The sequence below is a fragment of the Klebsiella sp. LTGPAF-6F genome (assembly GCF_001753185.1).
GTDB lineage: Bacteria > Pseudomonadota > Gammaproteobacteria > Enterobacterales > Enterobacteriaceae > Klebsiella > Klebsiella michiganensis.
In genome coordinates, this window is the sequence record NZ_CP017450.1 from 4,963,084 (window position 1) to 4,981,364 (window position 18,281).

General features: G+C 44.5%; 18 protein-coding genes. 8 read left to right on the forward strand and 10 right to left on the reverse strand.

Annotation, left to right across the window (positions count from 1 at the left end; genetic code table 11):
- Nucleotides 1-157: 157 nt before the first annotated feature.
- Nucleotides 158-1,966: a DUF4209 domain-containing protein gene (locus tag BJF97_RS23180; protein WP_070083008.1), complete on the reverse strand. Its 1,809-nt coding sequence runs from the start codon at nucleotides 1,964-1,966 to the stop codon at nucleotides 158-160.
- Nucleotides 1,967-2,228: 262 nt separating this feature from the next.
- Here BJF97_RS23180 and BJF97_RS32975 point away from each other — a divergent pair, with 262 nt between their 5' ends.
- The 5 genes from BJF97_RS32975 to BJF97_RS23195 all read left to right on the forward strand — a co-directional run bounded on the left by BJF97_RS32975 (nucleotide 2,229) and on the right by BJF97_RS23195 (nucleotide 5,061).
- Nucleotides 2,229-2,666, forward strand: coding sequence for an ATP-binding protein (locus tag BJF97_RS32975; RefSeq protein WP_071993401.1), 438 nt, complete (start codon nucleotides 2,229-2,231; stop codon nucleotides 2,664-2,666).
- Complete coding sequence (locus tag BJF97_RS23185) at nucleotides 2,635-3,900, forward strand: relaxase/mobilization nuclease domain-containing protein (protein WP_223240631.1); 1,266 nt, start codon at nucleotides 2,635-2,637, stop codon at nucleotides 3,898-3,900. Before BJF97_RS32975 ends, BJF97_RS23185 begins: the two co-directional genes overlap by 32 nt.
- Nucleotides 3,901-4,012: 112 nt before the next feature.
- Entirely contained in the window at nucleotides 4,013-4,291 is a 279-nt protein-coding gene (locus BJF97_RS32980; protein WP_022651757.1) for a hypothetical protein, read from the forward strand.
- Between the two features lie 36 nt (nucleotides 4,292-4,327).
- Complete coding sequence (gene bamE, locus BJF97_RS23190; protein ID WP_032694655.1) at nucleotides 4,328-4,714, forward strand: outer membrane protein assembly factor BamE domain-containing protein; 387 nt, start codon at nucleotides 4,328-4,330, stop codon at nucleotides 4,712-4,714.
- Between the two features lie 26 nt (nucleotides 4,715-4,740).
- Nucleotides 4,741-5,061 (forward strand): hypothetical protein, encoded by a 321-nt coding sequence (locus BJF97_RS23195; RefSeq protein ID WP_032694656.1) that lies wholly within the window; start codon nucleotides 4,741-4,743, stop codon nucleotides 5,059-5,061.
- Between the two features lie 119 nt (nucleotides 5,062-5,180).
- Here the strand turns inward: BJF97_RS23195 and BJF97_RS23200 are convergent, their stop codons facing one another.
- Nucleotides 5,181-5,606: a hypothetical protein gene (locus BJF97_RS23200; protein WP_032694657.1), complete on the reverse strand. Its 426-nt coding sequence runs from the start codon at nucleotides 5,604-5,606 to the stop codon at nucleotides 5,181-5,183.
- Nucleotides 5,607-6,516: 910 nt separating this feature from the next.
- On the opposite strand from BJF97_RS23200, the gene BJF97_RS23205 reads away from it, so the two are divergent.
- Nucleotides 6,517-7,026: a helix-turn-helix domain-containing protein gene (locus BJF97_RS23205; RefSeq protein WP_032694658.1), complete on the forward strand. Its 510-nt coding sequence runs from the start codon at nucleotides 6,517-6,519 to the stop codon at nucleotides 7,024-7,026.
- A 266-nt stretch (nucleotides 7,027-7,292) separates the two neighbouring features.
- On the opposite strand, the gene BJF97_RS23210 is transcribed toward BJF97_RS23205, so the two are convergent.
- The 3 genes from BJF97_RS23210 to BJF97_RS23220 form a co-directional block, all read right to left on the reverse strand.
- Entirely contained in the window at nucleotides 7,293-8,876 is a 1,584-nt protein-coding gene (locus BJF97_RS23210) for a P-loop ATPase, Sll1717 family (RefSeq protein ID WP_070083009.1), read from the reverse strand.
- Nucleotides 8,877-9,078: 202 nt separating this feature from the next.
- A complete protein-coding gene (locus tag BJF97_RS23215; RefSeq protein ID WP_032694660.1) occupies nucleotides 9,079-9,660 on the reverse strand; it encodes a hypothetical protein in 582 nt (193 codons plus the stop codon).
- Nucleotides 9,661-9,669: 9 nt separating this feature from the next.
- Nucleotides 9,670-11,124, reverse strand: a complete 1,455-nt coding sequence (locus BJF97_RS23220) for a tyrosine-type recombinase/integrase (RefSeq protein ID WP_032694661.1) — start codon at nucleotides 11,122-11,124, stop codon at nucleotides 9,670-9,672.
- Between the two features lie 159 nt (nucleotides 11,125-11,283).
- On the opposite strand from BJF97_RS23220, the gene mutS reads away from it, so the two are divergent.
- Nucleotides 11,284-13,851 carry a DNA mismatch repair protein MutS gene (mutS, locus tag BJF97_RS23225; RefSeq protein ID WP_032694732.1) on the forward strand — a complete coding sequence of 856 codons (2,568 nt, stop codon included), beginning with the start codon at nucleotides 11,284-11,286 and terminating at the stop codon, nucleotides 13,849-13,851.
- A gap of 120 nt (nucleotides 13,852-13,971) precedes the next feature.
- Here mutS and BJF97_RS23230 read toward each other — a convergent pair whose 3' ends face one another.
- The 4 genes from BJF97_RS23230 to BJF97_RS23245 form a co-directional block, all read right to left on the reverse strand.
- Nucleotides 13,972-14,124 (reverse strand): Hok/Gef family protein, encoded by a 153-nt coding sequence (locus BJF97_RS23230; protein WP_009651623.1) that lies wholly within the window; start codon nucleotides 14,122-14,124, stop codon nucleotides 13,972-13,974.
- A gap of 338 nt (nucleotides 14,125-14,462) precedes the next feature.
- Nucleotides 14,463-14,699 (reverse strand): non-oxidative hydroxyarylic acid decarboxylases subunit D, encoded by a 237-nt coding sequence (locus BJF97_RS23235; RefSeq protein WP_004853596.1) that lies wholly within the window; start codon nucleotides 14,697-14,699, stop codon nucleotides 14,463-14,465.
- A 10-nt stretch (nucleotides 14,700-14,709) separates the two neighbouring features.
- Nucleotides 14,710-16,137, reverse strand: coding sequence for a non-oxidative hydroxyarylic acid decarboxylases subunit C (locus tag BJF97_RS23240; protein ID WP_004853598.1), 1,428 nt, complete (start codon nucleotides 16,135-16,137; stop codon nucleotides 14,710-14,712).
- Entirely contained in the window at nucleotides 16,137-16,730 is a 594-nt protein-coding gene (locus BJF97_RS23245; RefSeq protein WP_032694662.1) for a non-oxidative hydroxyarylic acid decarboxylases subunit B, read from the reverse strand. The genes BJF97_RS23240 and BJF97_RS23245 overlap by 1 nt, the downstream gene beginning before the upstream one ends.
- A gap of 169 nt (nucleotides 16,731-16,899) precedes the next feature.
- On the opposite strand from BJF97_RS23245, the gene BJF97_RS23250 reads away from it, so the two are divergent.
- Complete coding sequence (locus BJF97_RS23250) at nucleotides 16,900-17,316, forward strand: MarR family winged helix-turn-helix transcriptional regulator (protein ID WP_004853601.1); 417 nt, start codon at nucleotides 16,900-16,902, stop codon at nucleotides 17,314-17,316.
- On the opposite strand, the gene BJF97_RS23255 is transcribed toward BJF97_RS23250, so the two are convergent.
- On the reverse strand, nucleotides 17,313-18,200 hold the full coding sequence (locus BJF97_RS23255; protein ID WP_032694663.1) for a LysR family transcriptional regulator: 888 nt from the start codon (nucleotides 18,198-18,200) through the stop codon (nucleotides 17,313-17,315). The two genes, BJF97_RS23250 and BJF97_RS23255, sit on opposite strands and share 4 nt — an antisense overlap.
- Nucleotides 18,201-18,281: the final 81 nt, after the last annotated feature.

Sequence of the window (18,281 nt, forward strand, 5' to 3'; positions counted from 1 at the left end):
AAATAAACGCCTTCAATAACCAGTTAACTAAATAATTAAAAGTCAACCAAACTATAGCCAACCATCAAAATCACATAAATATGGCTACCGCTTTAACAATAGCCATCTATATTTAACTTAGGTTAATATTAATATAAACATAAAATTTAACTGTTGATCATTCAGATTCCTCAATGACAGGAGCATTTTTTAGTTCCTGATATTCATTATGACCAATCACGACAGATAGCATTACCCATCTTAATATTCTCCACCAGAGATAAACAACATCCCCCCCACTGGCAGTATCGTCATCTAATAACCCGTGTGCTACTGCATTTCTCAGATTAGAGCCAATGTTATTAGTTAACAGCATTTTTAACTCAAAAAGGAAATTCTCGTCAAAAACTTCCTTAGCTTTTGGTTTATCTAAAAGAGTTGATATAGATACTTCAGTGCTTTTTGCATTCATATCTATAATTGCAGAGTATTCACCTTGATCATAAAGTATCTTTCTAATTATATCTTCTAAAAGAGGGGCCAATAGGTGCACTGATGCAGAAAAATTGTACTCAAAGCCAAAATGCAGGGCTTGCGAGAAAAGGGCTATTTTACTATCGGGTATAAATCCACAATGTTCGCAAAGATCTTTAATAACTTTATAATCAATATAATACTCTTCACAAATTTGTTTAAGTGCAGGAGCAATTCTTGCCTGTATTTGTAGCGATATATATATTGAAAAACCTTGTGATAATGGAATTATAATATTCTCTAAGCTATAATCCTCATCTTTCAATTCATCAATTTCAACACCGTTTGTTTTAGCAAGAACTCTGCCATCTCTATCAGTTACTATGGAAGGAAATATACTTTGAAATGGGTGATTCCTAATACTTTCAACCGCATCTTTAATCATTCTTTTTTTATTGACTGGATGGGCAATAAAACAAAAATTGTAAAGAGAATGAATTATATCCTTTTGTTCTGAAACAAGTTCTATAGCTCGATTTACTTCAACGGAAATGTCTAATGGTTCTGTTTTTATTATTGCCATAGACTCATAGGCATGTTTACCTTCTTTTCTAATCATAGCTTTTAATGCTGTAATAGCTTCATCTACATCAAAGATCCCACGAAGTGTAATTTTTGATGCTTTATATTTTTTCAAGGATTCATTAAAGCAATTTACTGCATGCAGGCCTTGATACTCCCTTCCTTCTTCATCTAACAATCTGGCATGGTATAAATTCACTAATTGGCATTTATGATCACCATTTCCTTGGAAGATATCATTTTTATACCGCTCATATAATATTGTTAGACAACGATAAGCAGACACATAGTCTTTTGATTTTTTTGATTTATAGATAAATGTCCTTATTACTTTATTGATTAAGACATCATCTTCATTTTTGATGCTATTTGATGTTATTATATCCGCCATTTCACAGAACAAGTAGGGATTATTAGCCTCATGAAAACAAGTCATTATTTTTGATTCAATCACATCATACGCCGAGAACTCTTGAGTGAACTTTGGTAAATAAAGAGCTCTGTAGAAAACATCCTTTACGTATCCATACCAATTATCTTCCTTGATATCTAAGGATGAAAAAGCATTTAATGCCTCTGAAGCAAAATTACGTTGCCTTGGTTTCTTATAAAGCCACAACACATCATATAATCGGCCACGTACAGGTAAATGAGTTATCTTTTCTGCCAAAAAAGCAATATTATCTAAATCATCTTCACTTAACAAGTCAGATAAATTCTTCCCAGTAGATGGTTCTACATAAAATGTATTTTTCTTTTTAAGATGTATCCGAGCATTCAATATTGTATTAATTTTTTTAAATAAATCGCTCGAAGAAATTTCTTTATGCACTAACAAATTATAAGATATATCACCATATGAATTTATGTCCATAGAACATGCATTAATGATATCAATCATCCTTTCCATTTCTTTAATGTCTTTTTTCATTGTTCTTCCTTCTAAATCCATCTCATATTACTCTATAAAAATTATATTATAAAACATGAAAATATCAACCAGTTTGTGCACATTACAAAATTGGAATGACAGCGACACTCCTGTTAGAAATAATCACTTCCGCATGACAAATAAAACTTACATTTTATAAAATCCGGCTTACCAAACATTATATTTACAACATTACACACTTGACGTTTTATTATTATCTTTTATATATGGTTCATGACACAATTAAAATTTAGGTATTTATATGCATTATAATCCTCAAAAACAACAGCCTGATTTAACAAAAACATCGAGAAGGGGAAAATTTCATACTGAACGGCTACCAGAGAATGAAATCAGATCATACTGTGTAAGTGTCAGATTAAATGAAAATGAATTATCTATTCTGGAAGAAAAAAGAGGTTCCTATAAAAAAGGAGAATGGCTCAGGATGGCTTCGCTGAATAAACTTCCTTTGGTATTACCAGCGATTAATAAAAGTGCATGGGTAGAGCTTGGTCGCCTTTCACAAGATTTAAATCGCCTGCTGACATACCTCGATGGTAAAAGTCCTGACAGCGATCCAACAATGACAGGAATGCATGTAATTAAACGGCAGGTGCAGACACTTCGCACTCTTCTACTTCCCTCAACTTTTTGGAGTAATACAAATGAAAGGTATGCAGAAAATCAAGAGAGGTAAGCAATTTACAGGAGTAGTTGTCTATGCACTTGAACCGGCTTCACACCATAAAACTGATCCCAGGGTTATTGGTGGCAATATGGCCGGTAACAATATCGTCGACCTTATCCGCGAGTTTGGGCAAACAAAAATTTTACGACCGGATATCAAAAAACCAGTATGGCACAATTCTCTTCGCTTACCGCATGGAGAAAAATTGTCAGAAGCACAATGGGCAACCGTAGCCGACGACTATATGTCCCGTATGGGTTTTACTGATACACATCTTCGTTGCTATGTTCTTCATAATGATAAGGCTGGACAGCATATTCACATTATTGCCAGTCGTATCGATATTACTGACGGAAAGTTGTATCTGGGAAAAAATGAGAACCTTATCAGCACTCGAATTATCAGTGAGCTGGAAAGAATACATGGTCTCACAGAAACAGCGACTACTTCAAACCGACGAGCTCAGGGCATAAAGAAGCTTTCGCGCAACGAAAAGATGCTCTCTGAACGAACGGCAACTCCCTGCCCAAAAGTCGCTTTGCAAACTTGCATCGATAATGTGTTAGCCAATCGCCCAGATTTGTTATCGTTCATTAAGCAACTGGAACAAGTGGGTGTAACCTGCCAGCCCAACATTGCTTCGACGGGCAAAATGAATGGTTTTTCATTTGAATTTCGGGGGATTGCCTTCAAGGCTTCACAGCTTGGGAAAAGGTATGCCTGGTCAAATATTCAGACACTTATTGATTACTCGCCTGGACATGTAAAACTACTTAATACAGGATCTAAGTTTGCTCCTGCTCCTTGTAAACAGCCAGAAGCACAACGTCCCAGCAGAGAAACTATTCTCGATAAACTACTGCAACTCAACGAGCAAGTCAGAAATGAAAGGGAGAATGAACTTGCCCATACCATCCAATTGAACCAAAAACTACGCTTTACGGCCCATCAGATATCCAGACAACACCAATCCCACTTCCAGGTGTGGCTTCCATTTCTTAGCAGGCTCATACAACTGATCAGACAGTTGGGTAGTTCTGTGTTGTATGCGACCTCTCGTCCCTTTAGACAAATCTATCATCTTCACTTACTTACCTCCTCTCCTGAACCTGGCGATGAAATACATTCAGAACAATTGGTTAGCAAAGGATCCAACTACAAACCACATTCAAATAGTTCATTTTTACAATTTAGTCAAGAAATTATTGATCGTTTATATAGATCGATAATTCATTTACGATAGATAAAAACTATCAACAGGAATCCATCGATCGGTACAAGCAATTTTACTAAAGCAGTTCATTCATTGAAAATGCTCAAAAAGACATCGCCTTAAATCAGGTCAGGGAGTTGCAATGAGTAAGCAAACTGTTCAGTGCCCCTTTTGTTTTAAAGAAAGTCCCCACGGCGTAAAAATATGCACCGGATGCCATGCAAAAGTGGCCTATGGTGAAAGTCCGCTCAGTGTGGCCTTCCTGTTTCAATTCGTGGCCTTCGGTCTCGCATGGTTAGTATTTTCATTGACCGATAGCACTTCTGTTTCAGTCATTACGTTTTTTGCCAGCATCATTATTCTTATCTGTATAATTAAAAAGACATATGCAAACAGAGTTGTTTTTATTCAACGAAATTAATTCTGCACTGCATAAAACATTAAAATGAGAGAGCTTATGAACAGACTTATTGCTTCTGTATTTTTTATTTCCGTTTCCTTTACTTCTGGTTGCTCAACATCAGGCAATCAACATCTTAAAAACGAAACATCACAAAGTCTACAGTCGCAAATTACTAAAAATAAGACAACGAAATCAGAAATCACCGCCCTCCTGGGCGAGCCAGATACAAGAACCACTCTTGATAACGGTAATGAAGAATGGACTTACTTTATGAATAACAATCAGTTTGACGCCACCACATTCATCCCGATCGTTGGATTACTGACGGGTGGTTCACAGACACAGGCAAAAAGACTCGAAATCGAATTTAAAGACGAAACGGTCAGAAAGTGGACGCTCTCAGAAAATAACAGCAAGATGAAAACCAGTCTTATTCAATAACGCACTCTACCGTCTGGAGTTATTTTATGAAAACATATGCAATTACTACACTCATTGCCTCAATTTTTTTACTGAGTGGCTGTAATAATGAGCCCTCCGAGCAAGAACTTTATAATGCAATGAATAAGGTCGTGGAGCAGACGAATGCCATCGTCACATCCATAGCCGGTAAAGATGTCCCAAAAGACGCACTGCGGGAATTAAAATCAGTCAAAAAGCATGACTGTGTGAAAGTATCGGATAAAAGCTATAAATGTAATGTGACGGTTGTTGTCAATAACGACAAGGCCACCGCAGCTGTCACAATGGTCAAAACGGATGATGGCTGGCAGATCGTAGATAAGTAAAATTCCAGAAAATTATCCCCGCAGGCAGGATCCTGGATAACCAACTCCTGCTTTTTCTTACCCACATATCTCACCGTGCCACGAACTGAATAGTGTGCATAAAGCACATCACCTTATCCTCATAGCCTTTTCCTGCCACCTATAGGTGGTGGTACGTAATTCAATGAATGTGAAATGCTCTTCCTTTCATACTGTGCCAGCAAATCTGCATAGAGTTGTTCAACCTCCATGAGGTTACCAGAAATATAATCCACAAGCCCATTCAAGCAATAAAGCATCGTATGGCTGTTGTTGAGCTTTATTAGCACATTAGCCCTGAGTGATGAAACTACACCTGTGAACATCTGCATAATATTATCGACATGAAAACACGAGTTACAGTATTGCTTACGTGAGTAATAATATTTAAGGTGATATCCGACGAAAAGCACATACAGCTTTCGGTAAAACACAGCATTAATAGCATCATCACGATGCTGAGTGATATATTTATCAATCAACTGGATAAATTTTTCTTCCTGCGAAAGAGTAATGTTATTACACATAGCTTGATCCTTTTTTAGTTTTATAATCAAGTACTATCATGCCAACATAAAAAATCAACACCTAAAACAAAAATTTTTTTTATCATTACCAATGAGAAATAATTATCATCTTACTTTTTGGAAACAAAACAATAATATATGTAAGTTAAATAACAATCTTCCTTTAATCGAATTTAAAACCAATTAATAAAAAACCTTCTACGGATCTTTATGACAAAGTGCTTCGCACTGGCTTACGCCCCGTATACTGATACGAAGATATTGGTTTATACTTCTCTACGGACTTTCTTGCAGCACCGCTGAGTGCACAAAGCACTCACTCGCTGAAGTAGAAATAATTTCCCAGAGGTTTTCGGCGAAAGCCGGTTTTTATAATCATGTAACACAATGATTTTCAGTTATTCTGATATCTAAGCTCTTCTGCGACAACCTTGCTCATTATTTAACTCCAGATATCTGTATATGGCGTAATTATTTACATTTAGTCCAAAAAAATAATGATAACCGAAGTCCAATGGCGCAACACTGAAGTTGCGCAGACTTCATGACATTTATACACATAAGCATAATGGGTATATTCAATATGGAATCAAGCAAGACAATATGGCAGTTCCAATTAGTATTATAATGCTATGGTTTCTTATTTCTTTATTTATCTTTTATCTTGCGAAAGACAAATAAAATAAAACTAAGTAAATCATAACATTACATCGGATGAGCGGTAATAACTTCCATGAAGTAAATTTATTTATTTCATAACCTGAAACATTAAATCTACCACCCATAGTATTTAATTTAATACTCTACATATCAATATAGATAAAATAATTTATGTTTTTATGAATAAAAATTTGACAATTAAATAAAATATGCAATATATATTATCAGATAAACAACAAAAGGAGATAATATGATAAATACAAATGTTATTCTAACCAGAGAACAAAAATCCGCGATTGCAGAAGCATTAGACGTATCATTAGACGATTTAGAAGAACTTAGAATTAAAGCCAGTAATAAAAGGAAAACTTCCTTTAAGGATGATTTTTCCATGATTTTTAAAACTAATATCGGCACTCTGGCAAAAATGAAGCTAACACCAACTTCTTTTCGAATAATTATTTATCTTTTTTCAATTATTGACTATGGTAATATTCTTGTTAACTTCTCTCAATCAAGAGTAGCAAAAGATTTAGGACTACAAAAATCTAATGTTTCGAGAGCATTCAAAGAGTTATTTGAAAAGGGAATTCTAATTCGCAATACAGAAGACGATCATGTTTATTTGAACTCTAATTTATGCGTGAAAGGGATTCCTCATAAATTCAATGAGGAGCAAATGGATAGATTCAAAAAATCAAAAATAGAAACACCAGATCTTATGAATTCATTTAATTTTTACAAATCAAAAAAAAGATAGATTCATGGCTAATTATATAATTTGTACTAATCATGTTATAATAAGAAACTGCGTTGAAATTCACTCAATCATCAGATCTCGCATTCCATATTATTGTCACCTATCGAAAGTACTTATCTCTATAATATTTACCATGCTAACAAAATAAAAATCCTGATTTAATATGGTCTGACCCATCATATGGGAGCAAGGATAGGTCAGCCATTTTGTAAAATTATCCGATTGAATTCTATATTACAAATTCAATTATTAAGCCAGAGAGTATATTATTCTCGGACAGTAGGCTTACCGATATCAATAGCTTTCGCTATACCTGGATGTATCATGTACATGCACCCTTTTTTAATTTTCGGCATGACATTGAGTGCATTTCGTTCACGATAGGACCAATGGTAGAAATTATTATTTTCTTCTGCCACTCTTTCCTTATAACCAATTACATTCACATCATACCAAAACTGCAAAAAGGAACTATAATCATTTGTAATACTTGATGTCTCTTGTATTTCATTTTCGTGCCTATTTTTAAATGTATTGAAAGCTTCTCTAAATTCTTCTTCAGTAAAATTGCTATTGCCATCTAATAGTTGAAAAAATGAAATCAAAACATCAAACTGTGCATTTGATATATAGTAATTAGCATAATTTTTGACCTCTCCCAAAAGATACTGAGAATACACTTTAGTGAATTCAGGGCTGATAAAATCTTGCCATGAAAAATGGTTTAATGAGCCTCTCCCATCTTTTTTATATATATCAATAAGTATTTTTATTGCTGAAAATACATCTCGCGGCCTTTGATATGAAATGCGAAGAAGTCGTCTATACGACCTATTTTTACTGCCAGGTCTTTCCTCTTGAAAATATCTCTCCCAGCCACTATTGTCATTATTTTGTGAGATAAAATATTTGTCAGACATTTTATAAAGATCTGAATTTTTATAGCCTTGTTTAGATGTACTCCAGTCAAATACAACTGAATTATCTGAAAGTTTACAGTTTGAATTATGTAAATTTAGTGAATCAAAAACATCTGGTCTCAAAAGGAGAACTACTCTTGGCTTTTGAGGTGAGTTTGGCATATTTGAAAAAAAGTCCTTATTGAGACTCCAAGCCGCATCTGCCAACCCAGTTATACATTTCTGATATTCCGAAAAGTCAATACCGCTTGGCTTAGCATCTATTCCATCTAAAAATAATACAATTTGCTTATTTAATTTCAAACTAAATAAACTATCTTTCAATATTTTTTCACATTCCAATAATGAAGCTTTTATCGATGTCTGAGTTGTTTTTATTGAATTAGTTTCACTTGACTCAAATGCTATTTTTAATGCTTCCGGTATGTTTGCAGATAGTTTACCTCCTTCACTTAAGGAAGTAGCAAATTCAATAACATACTCAAGCTCAGGAATATGTGCATCCTTATCATAAGATGTTATTGCTGCTTCCAATTTGTGAAATTTATACGTTAATTTATGATACCATTTCTTTCTTTTTTGAATAATCAACTTACAGATAAGATAAAGAATAGTTGCTCGCCATATGATGGGATAATCAGTATATGACAACTTTCCTGCTGATTTTAAATTAATGAATCTAGTGTACTGAGAATCAGAGATTGGCAATAACTTCGCATTAATATTTTTAGGCTCATCATTTTGTATATGAAATGCTAATGCTGTTTTTCCAGTCCCTTTCTCCCCGACAAAATAATAGCAATTAGGATCGCAAGCTTTCTCAGAAAAACTTGTAGCAAGATATGAGTCCTTAAAAAACATTTTTTTATCTGGTGATGTATAATCTGTCGCATCAACAGAAGGGGTTATCAACTGATTTATTTTTTTCATAAGTTACTTATGTCCTTGTACAAGTATCATGTATTAAACTCACTTAGTATAAAAATAACCATGCTACCATTAAAAAAGTCAAAACCTTAATATACTATCTATCATCGTAATTATCTGCATGTTAATCAGTTGAGACGATTTTTAAAATGATTGATTTTTATTAACATCACTTTTTCACCCCCTTTGAATCAATATGAAATCTCTATTCTAAGAGTTTATCATTAATTATATGTTTTTCCTGTAGCAAATTTGATGTCAACACAAGCTCATTTAAAAAAATAACAAAAAAATCATTCCATATCTGCCGTTCCCTCGCACTATGCCAGTCCTCAGATAAAACTTTTTCAACAGAGATCCAGATAACTTCTGCACGAGTTGTATTTAATAGCTCCTTGAATATTTCGTCAGAAATAGTGAGGGCATGAGAGTAAATTTTATTATCAATAGACCAAAACGGTTCTGGCTTAGTAAAATCATTCAAACAAGTAAAAGCCAATCCTCGGACCTGTGCAGCCTCCATTGTACTGCTTACCTTATGACTATCCCGCCAAGCCCTTAAATCACCCAGTAGATAATTTACTCGTTGATTCCGTGCTTTGCTGTCTTCTGCTTGGTACTGGATATAAGCTGGGCCATTACCATTCTGGCGATAGCGAGCAAGAGTTTTGACACTCACACCAAGATAAAGAGCCGAAACTTCAGCACTTAGAGTTGCATCATCTGGCATATTACCAAATAAATGCCATACTTCGGCGTATTCCCTTAAAGTGTCTATTGCACTCATTCCCTTCTCCTAATTTACTGGTAATGGTGGATATTTCGCCGAAGCCAAAAGTGTATTATACAATCCTGGTGCCGTCATCAGCATATGAAGCTCAATCCTTTGAAGTGCCCCATAAATTCGTTCATTATCAGGCATTGCATACCTTTCAGTGGGATCGGTGGTATTGCGATGGTTGAGCAATCTTTTCACCACTGTATACGAGGTCAGTTCTTCTGCAACACGGCCAAAGGTCCTACGCAGATCGTGCATTCCTAACTTCATTATTCCGGCTTCCTGACAGATATACTCGCGTAAGCTTTTACTGTCTGAATAGTGCCCGACCTTGCTTCGTGACGAACGAGCCGGAAAAACCCATTTGCGTTTATCTGCTTGTTTTTCGGTATCGTTGACGATATCTCGTCGATCTTCCAGAATTCGCTTCGTAGCATCGCAGATAGGCAATTCATGGTCATTGCGGTTTTTTGTGTCGTAAAAGCGAATAACCCGGTTTTCGAGATCGATATAGCTGGTCGTTTTTGCTTCATCTTCTGTCAGAGCCTCTCGCCAGCACAACGAAGCCGTTTCTTCTTTTCTGGCCCCCGTCAGTACGGTCAACAACAGATAATCACACCCCAGACGATTGAAGCTTCTCTTGTTGTGTAATGCGGTAAGAAACCGTCCTAATGTATCCTTAGGTGATAAGGGGTTTCGAACACCTTTAGCACGATAGCTGTCTTCCAGTTCAGAACGAGTCCTGAACTTTTTCTGCACTTTCAGGATAGAAAATGGGTTGTATGACAACGAAGGTTGCCGCTGTTGTGTCTGAGCATTTCCAGCCTCAATTTCAATCGCATGTTTGACAGCAACATTGGCCCACCGGAAAGTCTGCTCTGCTGCTGTTCTAGCTTTTGCAGCAATCTCGTCAAACTTACGGAGGATTTCATTACCAGTGAGATCCTTGATTCGAAGGTTTTGCCACTCTTTTAATCGATTTTCTGCTTTGTCCAATACATTTAGGGTGTTGGGTTTAGCAGGCCTGGTTCTGCCAAGTAAGTGACTTCTGTATTGGGCAAAAGCTTCACTCACCGTCAATTCGGCAAGATCGAGTTCCCTCTTAATTTTGTTGGGATTTCTCTTTGTTGCGATCATTGTCTGAACCAACTGCCGAGCTACCTCACGGGCTTGATCGATACTTGGAAAATCAGACACATTTCCAACCTTGACTTTCAAGACAGAGCTTGGCTTCTTACCCTCACTGACATTACGATCTGACGAGGCTACTCTTCGCTGGATCACATAGGTTTTTTTCGTCAAACTGACCTTCACACCAAAGCCAACTGGTGAGTCGCGGTGGTCATCAAAAACTATGTAAGGTTTTTGCTCTGGGTTTGCTTCGAAAACGACTTTTCCCGCATGGTTAAGGGTGGGCTTCACACCAATGCTTAACTTATTGATAATAAAAGTCTGACTGAGAGTTGTTTTCAAAGTATCACCACTATTTGTAGCCCAAGAATGATTAGAAGGTAACCTATCACATTCTAGGCTACAAGTGAGCTACAAATTTATGGGTTTATGTGGGTTTAAAGGGGATTTACCTGGGGCCACATGAGCACCTGAAAGAATTAAAAAATGAGTAAAATCAATATGAATGAAGACATTGACAAGGACTTCTCTAGCCATACACCAATGATGCAGCAGTATCTCAAGCTGAAAGCCCAGCACCCGGAGATTCTGCTGTTTTACCGGATGGGTGATTTTTACGAACTGTTCTATGACGATGCGAAACGCGCATCGCAGCTGCTGGATATCTCGCTGACGAAGCGCGGCGCTTCCGCGGGCGAACCGATTCCGATGGCCGGGATCCCCCATCACGCGGTTGAGAACTATCTGGCTAAGCTGGTTAATCAGGGCGAGTCGGTGGCCATTTGCGAACAGATTGGCGATCCGGCAACCACCAAAGGGCCGGTTGAACGCAAAGTCGTCCGCATTGTGACCCCGGGTACCATCAGCGATGAAGCGCTGCTGCAGGAACGCCAGGACAATCTGCTGGCCGCCATCTGGCAGGATAGTAAAGGTTTTGGCTACGCCACCCTCGATATCAGCTCCGGACGTTTTCGCCTGAGCGAACCCGCTGACCGCGAAACGATGGCGGCGGAGCTCCAGCGCACCAACCCCGCCGAGCTGCTGTACGCGGAGGATTTTGCCGAGTCGTCGCTGATTGAGGGCCGCCGCGGCCTGCGCCGCCGTCCGCTGTGGGAATTTGAAATCGACACCGCGCGCCAGCAGCTCAATCTCCAGTTCGGTACGCGCGATCTGGTTGGTTTCGGCGTTGAAAACGCCCCGCGCGGCCTGTGCGCCGCCGGCTGCCTGCTGCAGTACGTCAAAGACACCCAGCGCACGTCATTGCCGCATATCCGCTCCATCACGATGGAGCGCCAGCAGGACAGCATCATTATGGATGCGGCCACCCGCCGCAATCTGGAGATCACCCAGAACCTGGCCGGCGGCTTTGATAATACGCTGGCCTCGGTGCTCGACTGCACCGTGACCCCCATGGGCAGCCGTATGCTTAAGCGCTGGCTGCATATGCCGGCGCGCGACACCGCCGTGCTGGTAGAGCGCCAGCAGACCATCGGCGCGCTGCAGGAACATTACACCGAGCTGCAGCCGGTACTGCGCCAGGTAGGCGACCTCGAACGTATTCTGGCGCGCCTGGCGCTTCGCACCGCCCGTCCTCGCGATTTAGCGCGTATGCGTCACGCTTTCCAGCAGCTGCCGGCACTGCGCGCGATGCTGGGGGACGTCGACTGTGCGCCAGTACAGCGGCTCCGGGAAAAGATGGGGGAATTTAGCGAGCTGCGTGAACTGCTGGAACGGGCGATTATCGATGCGCCGCCGGTACTGGTTCGCGACGGCGGCGTTATCGCCCCCGGCTATAACGCGGAACTCGATGAGTGGCGCGGCCTGGCCGATGGCGCGACCGATTACCTCGACAGACTGGAAGTTCGCGAGCGCGAGCGTCTGGGGCTGGACACGCTGAAGGTAGGCTACAACGCCGTCCACGGCTACTACATCCAGATTAGCCGCGGTCAGAGCCAGCATGCGCCGATCCACTACGTCCGTCGCCAGACCCTCAAGAACGCCGAGCGCTATATTATTCCTGAGCTGAAGGAGTATGAAGACAAAGTGCTGACCTCCAAAGGGAAGGCGCTGGCGCTGGAAAAGCAGCTGTACGATGAACTTTTCGATATGCTGCTGCCGCATCTTGGCGACCTGCAGCAGAGCGCCAGCGCGCTGGCGGAGCTCGATGTGCTGGTGAACCTCGCCGAGCGCGCGGAGACCCTCAACTACTGCTGCCCGACCTTTAGCGATAAGCCGGGTATTCGTATCAGCGAAGGCCGCCATCCGGTGGTTGAGCAGGTTCTGAAAGAGCCGTTCATCGCTAACCCGCTGCACCTCGCCCCGCAGCGGAGAATGCTGATTATCACCGGCCCGAATATGGGCGGTAAAAGTACCTATATGCGTCAGACCGCGCTGATCGCCCTGCTGGCGTATATCGGCAGCTACGTTCCGGCGGAAAAAGTCGACATCGGCCCCATCGATCGTATTTTCACCCGCGTCGGCGCGGCGGATGACCTGGCCAGCGGCCGCTCAACCTTTATGGTAGAGATGACCGAAACCGCCAATATTCTGCATAACGCCACCGAGCATAGCCTGGTGCTGATGGATGAAATCGGTCGTGGCACCTCGACCTACGATGGCCTGTCGCTGGCGTGGGCCTGCGCGGAAAATCTGGCGAACAAGATTAAGGCCCTGACCTTGTTTGCCACCCACTACTTCGAGCTGACCCAGCTGCCGGAGAAAATGGCAGGCGTGGCCAACGTCCATCTTGATGCTCTGGAGCACGGCGACACCATCGCCTTCATGCACAGCGTGCAGGATGGCGCGGCCAGTAAGAGCTACGGTCTGGCGGTTGCCGCGCTGGCCGGTGTGCCGAAAGAGGTGATTAAACGCGCGCGGCAGAAGCTGCGCGAGCTGGAAAGCATTGCGCCGAGCGCTGCCGCCACGCAGGTGGACGGTACCCAGATGTCGCTGCTTTCCGCTCCGGAAGAGACCTCGCCCGCGGTTGAAGCGCTGGAGAATCTTGACCCGGATTCGCTGACTCCGCGCCAGGCGCTGGAGTGGATCTATCGCCTGAAGAGCCTGGTGTAGTTCTCGTTTAACGTGAAAAAACGGCAGCGCCCTGCGGTGCTGCCGTTTTAACAAATGCAAACTGGGTGCGAGAGGATGCATCCTGACAACCAATACGCGGGGTTGCCCCCCGCGCTGATGCTATTTCTTCGATTCGTAAGCGAGAACAGCTTTAAACTCCATACTACGCTCTTTAATACTGAGTTCGCACAGCGAGCTGCGCACCAAAAGCGTAAATCCCAGTACCGTAATACACAGTACGACGATTGCCACAAGGGCATATTTTGTTAGCATGTCTTGCCTCCCTGCAAAGAAGAGACTAACATCTGAATTGTTCAGGTTCATTCGTCAGCCTCAGTTGATAGAAATATCTCCTGGGGCTTTCGTCTATCTGAATCCTTGTCAATGCTCAAAGCCAGATAGCCTCAAGCACCCGCCGCTATTCTATATTTTCCCGGCCGCGAAGCTTATCGGTAATTTATCAAACCCGTTGATTTTATTATAAACTGGAAGATGGCTCGCAAACGTATCTGCTCTATTAACCTTTTATGCAATTTGAAAATTTAATTAATAAATATTTTGCATTGATTAACTAAATATAAAAAGGCCCGACTAAGCGGACCCCGTTGATTTTAGCGTTTATCTTCCGCCAGCAGCGGCGGAATATGCGGCACCATTGGCGCGTCATCGATATCCTTTTGGGTCATGCGGAACGCTTCCGGATAATGTTCCCGGCTGGTGCGGCGTAGCGGTTCAGTATTCCGCCAGGTGTAGAAACAGTGCTGGCACTGGAATACCGTCCAGACATCTTTTACCGGCGATGTTGCCAGCACTTCAATATGTTCATCGGCGCAGCGTGGACAAATCATCTTCTTCTCCTTATTTACGGTTGGCCAGCATGGCGGTCAGTTTTTCAGCCCAGGCTTTGGTTTCAGGAAGATCCTGTACCGGCTGGCTGTAGTGGCCGCGCAGATCGGGCGCAACCGGCGTGGTGGCGTCGATAATCAGTTTGTCGGTGATCCCCGCCGGGCTGGAGCCTGGATCAAGCTCCAGGACCGACATATTCGGCAACTGCACCAGGTCACCCGCCGGGTTGACCTTCGACGACAGCGCCCACATCACCTGCGGCAGGTTGAACGGGTCGACGTCTTCATCAACCATGATCACCATCTTCACGTAGCCCAGGCCGTGCGGCGTGGTCATCGCCCGCAGACCCACCGCGCGGGCAAAGCCGCCGTAGCGTTTTTTGGTGGAGATAATCGCCAGCAGGCCGTGGGTGTACATCGCGTTGACGGCCTGCACCTCCGGGAACTCGGCCTTCAGCTGCTGATACAGCGGTACGCAGGTGGCCGGGCCCATCAGGTAGTCGATCTCGGTCCACGGCATACCGAGATAGAGGGACTCGAAAATCGGCTTGCTGCGGTAGGAAACCTTATCGATACGCACCACCGTCATATTACGGCCGCCCGAGTAGTGGCCGGTAAATTCGCCGAACGGGCCTTCAATTTCGCGCTTGCGGCTTTCAATCACCCCTTCGAGGATCACCTCTGACCCCCACGGTACGTCGAAGCCGGTCAGCGGCGCGGTGGCGATTGGGTACGGGCTTTCACGCAGCGCGCCGGCCATCTCATATTCCGACTGATCGTATTTCAGCGGCGTGGCGCCCATCAGGGTGATAATCGGATCGTTACCCAGGGTAATGGCGATCGGCAGGTCTTCACCGCGCTCTTCCGCTTTGTGCAGATGCAGAGCGATATCGTGCATAGGTACCGGCTGCAGGCCGAGTTTACGTTTGCCCTTCACCTCCATACGGTAAATGCCGACGTTTTGCTTACCAAAATTGTCCGGGTCGAGAGGATCGCGAGAAACCACGCAGGCTTTGTCGAGATAAAAGCCGCCGTCGCCGTCATTGAGACGGAACAGGGGCAGAATATCGAACAGATTAATCGCCTCGCCGTCGACGGTATTTTCCGCCCACGCCGGGTTTGCCCGCCGCTCCGGCGTCACCGGAAATTTATCCCAACGACGAATAAATTCGTCGATCTGATTTTTCACCGGCGTATTCGGCGGCAGCCCCAGCGAGATAGCGTGGTTCTGCCAGGAACCGATGGTGTTCATTGCCACGCGCGCATCGGTAAAACCGCGAATATTGTCAAACCACAGCGCGGGAGCGCCATCGCCGATGCGCCCGGTCGCGTTTGCCGCCGCGGCCAGATCCGGCTCCGCGTTCACTTCTTCGCTAATTTTCAGCAGTTGCCCCTGGTCGTCCAGCGCCTGCAAAAAGCTGCGCAAATCATCAAAAGCCATTATTCATTCTCCTGTGATACATTCTCTACCGCCCGCAACCCGCTCCAGCGGCGCGCTTTGTGATACTCCAGACCGAACTGATCCAGCACCCGCGTGACAACGTGGTCAGTGACGTCCTCAATGGTTTTGGGATGGTTGTAATAAGCGGGCATGGGCGGCACCATCGCCACACCCATGCCTGACAGGGCCAGCATGTTTTCCAGATGGATCGTGCTCAACGGCATTTCACGCGGCACCAGCACCAGCTTACGCCCCTCTTTCAGCACCACGTCCGCGGCCCGCCCCACCAGCCCCTCGGCATAACCGGCACGGATACCCGCCAGCGTTTTCATACTGCAGGGGATAACGATCATGCCGTCGGTACGAAACGAACCCGATGAGATGACGGCGGCCTGGTCCGCCGGACTGTGCGAGAAATCGGCCAGCGCAGCCACTTCACGGGCGCTGTAAGGCGTTTCCAGCTCAATGGTGGTTTTGGCCCACTTTGACATCACCAGATGCGTTTCCACTTCCGGCATCTCTCGAAGCGCTTTGAGCAGCGCCACGCCCAGCGGAGCACCCGTCGCTCCGGTCATCCCTACAATTAGCTTCATCATCGCCTCATAATTGTTCGTATACGAACATTTTTATTAAAACTACGCTTGATGAGCTTTTCGTGCAAGTGCGTTCGTACACGGCCGCATTTTTCATCAAAACAGGAAAAATGCTAAAACGCCTCCCGAACGGCTATCATAGAACCGACGGTTTGATTACGGAGTTGTCATGGAGTTAAAAAACGAGGCGTTTCACCTGCTACGCCAGCTTTTTCAGCAGCACACCGCCCGCTGGCAGCTTGAACTGCCGGACCTCACCAAACCGCAGTATGCGGTGATGCGTTCCATTGCCGAACATCCCGGCATTGAACAGGTGACGCTAACGGAAGCGGCGGTCAGCACGAAAGCGACGCTGGCGGAGATGCTGAGCCGAATGGAGAGCCGCGGTCTGGTTCGTCGCGAACACGATCCGGCGGACAAACGCCGTCGGTTTGTCTATTTAACCGCAGAAGGCGAAGCGCTACTGGCAAGCTCAATGCCGCTGGGTAACGCCGTTGATGAAGAATTTTTAGGTCGGCTGAACGATGAAGAGCGCCAGCAGTTTTCGCAAATCATCCACAAGCTGATAGCGCGAGAACCCAATTAACCCAGGCGCTCGCGGAGAAAATCAATAAACGCCCGGACCCTGACGGGAACGTGCTGCGCGTCCGGGTAAACCGCGTACACCCCCTGGCGCGGAAAGCTAAACGCCGGCATCACCTTCACCAGCGCGCTGTCTGCCAGCGCAGCGGCCACCAGCCATTCGGGCAGCAGCGCGATGCCGCTGCCCGCCAGCGCAAAGGCCATCAGCGCGCTGGCGCTATCTGCCGACAGCCGCGGCGCCTGTTTAATCTCGAAGGCGATGCTCTCCTCATCGGGCCCGGTAAGCGGCCAGCGGAGCGGCGCGGTCAGACGTTCATGAATAATCCACGCCGCGTGGGCCAGCTCCTCAAGCGTCTTTACAGGATGCTGCGCCAGCCATGATGGGGCAGCAACCGGGACGATGGCAAAACGCGATATCAGCGCCGCGCGGTAGCGCGAATCCGCCAGCGTCCCGAGGCGAATCGCCACGTCAAACCGTTCGGAGATTAAATCCGCGTGGAGAGAAGAAGAAACATGGCGCACGCGGAGCGCTGGATGCCGCTGGCTAAACTCCGCCAGCGCCGGGATAATCACCTGCGCGCCATATTCTGGCGTCGTTGTGATCCGCAGTTCACCGCTCAACCCCACGTGGCTGCCCCGGACGTCGTCCTGCAGGTTTTCCGCCGCTTTCAGCAGCGCGACCCCGCGATGATAGAAGAGCGAACCGGCTTCCGTCAGCGTCAGCCGACGGGTCGATCGCAACAGCAGCGTAACCCCCAGCTCGCTCTCCAGCTGGCGAATGTTGAAACTCACCACCGCCTTGGTCTGCCCCAGCGCCGTCGCCGCCGCGGTAAAACTTCCGCTATCGACCACCGCTACAAATATGTTCATCCGCTGCAGGTTCAGCATCGCGCCGCCAATTGTCAAAAAATTTCAGACAGTATATCTCCGAATGTCGTGTTTATTCGCCCTGACGCTGAGGTTTACAGT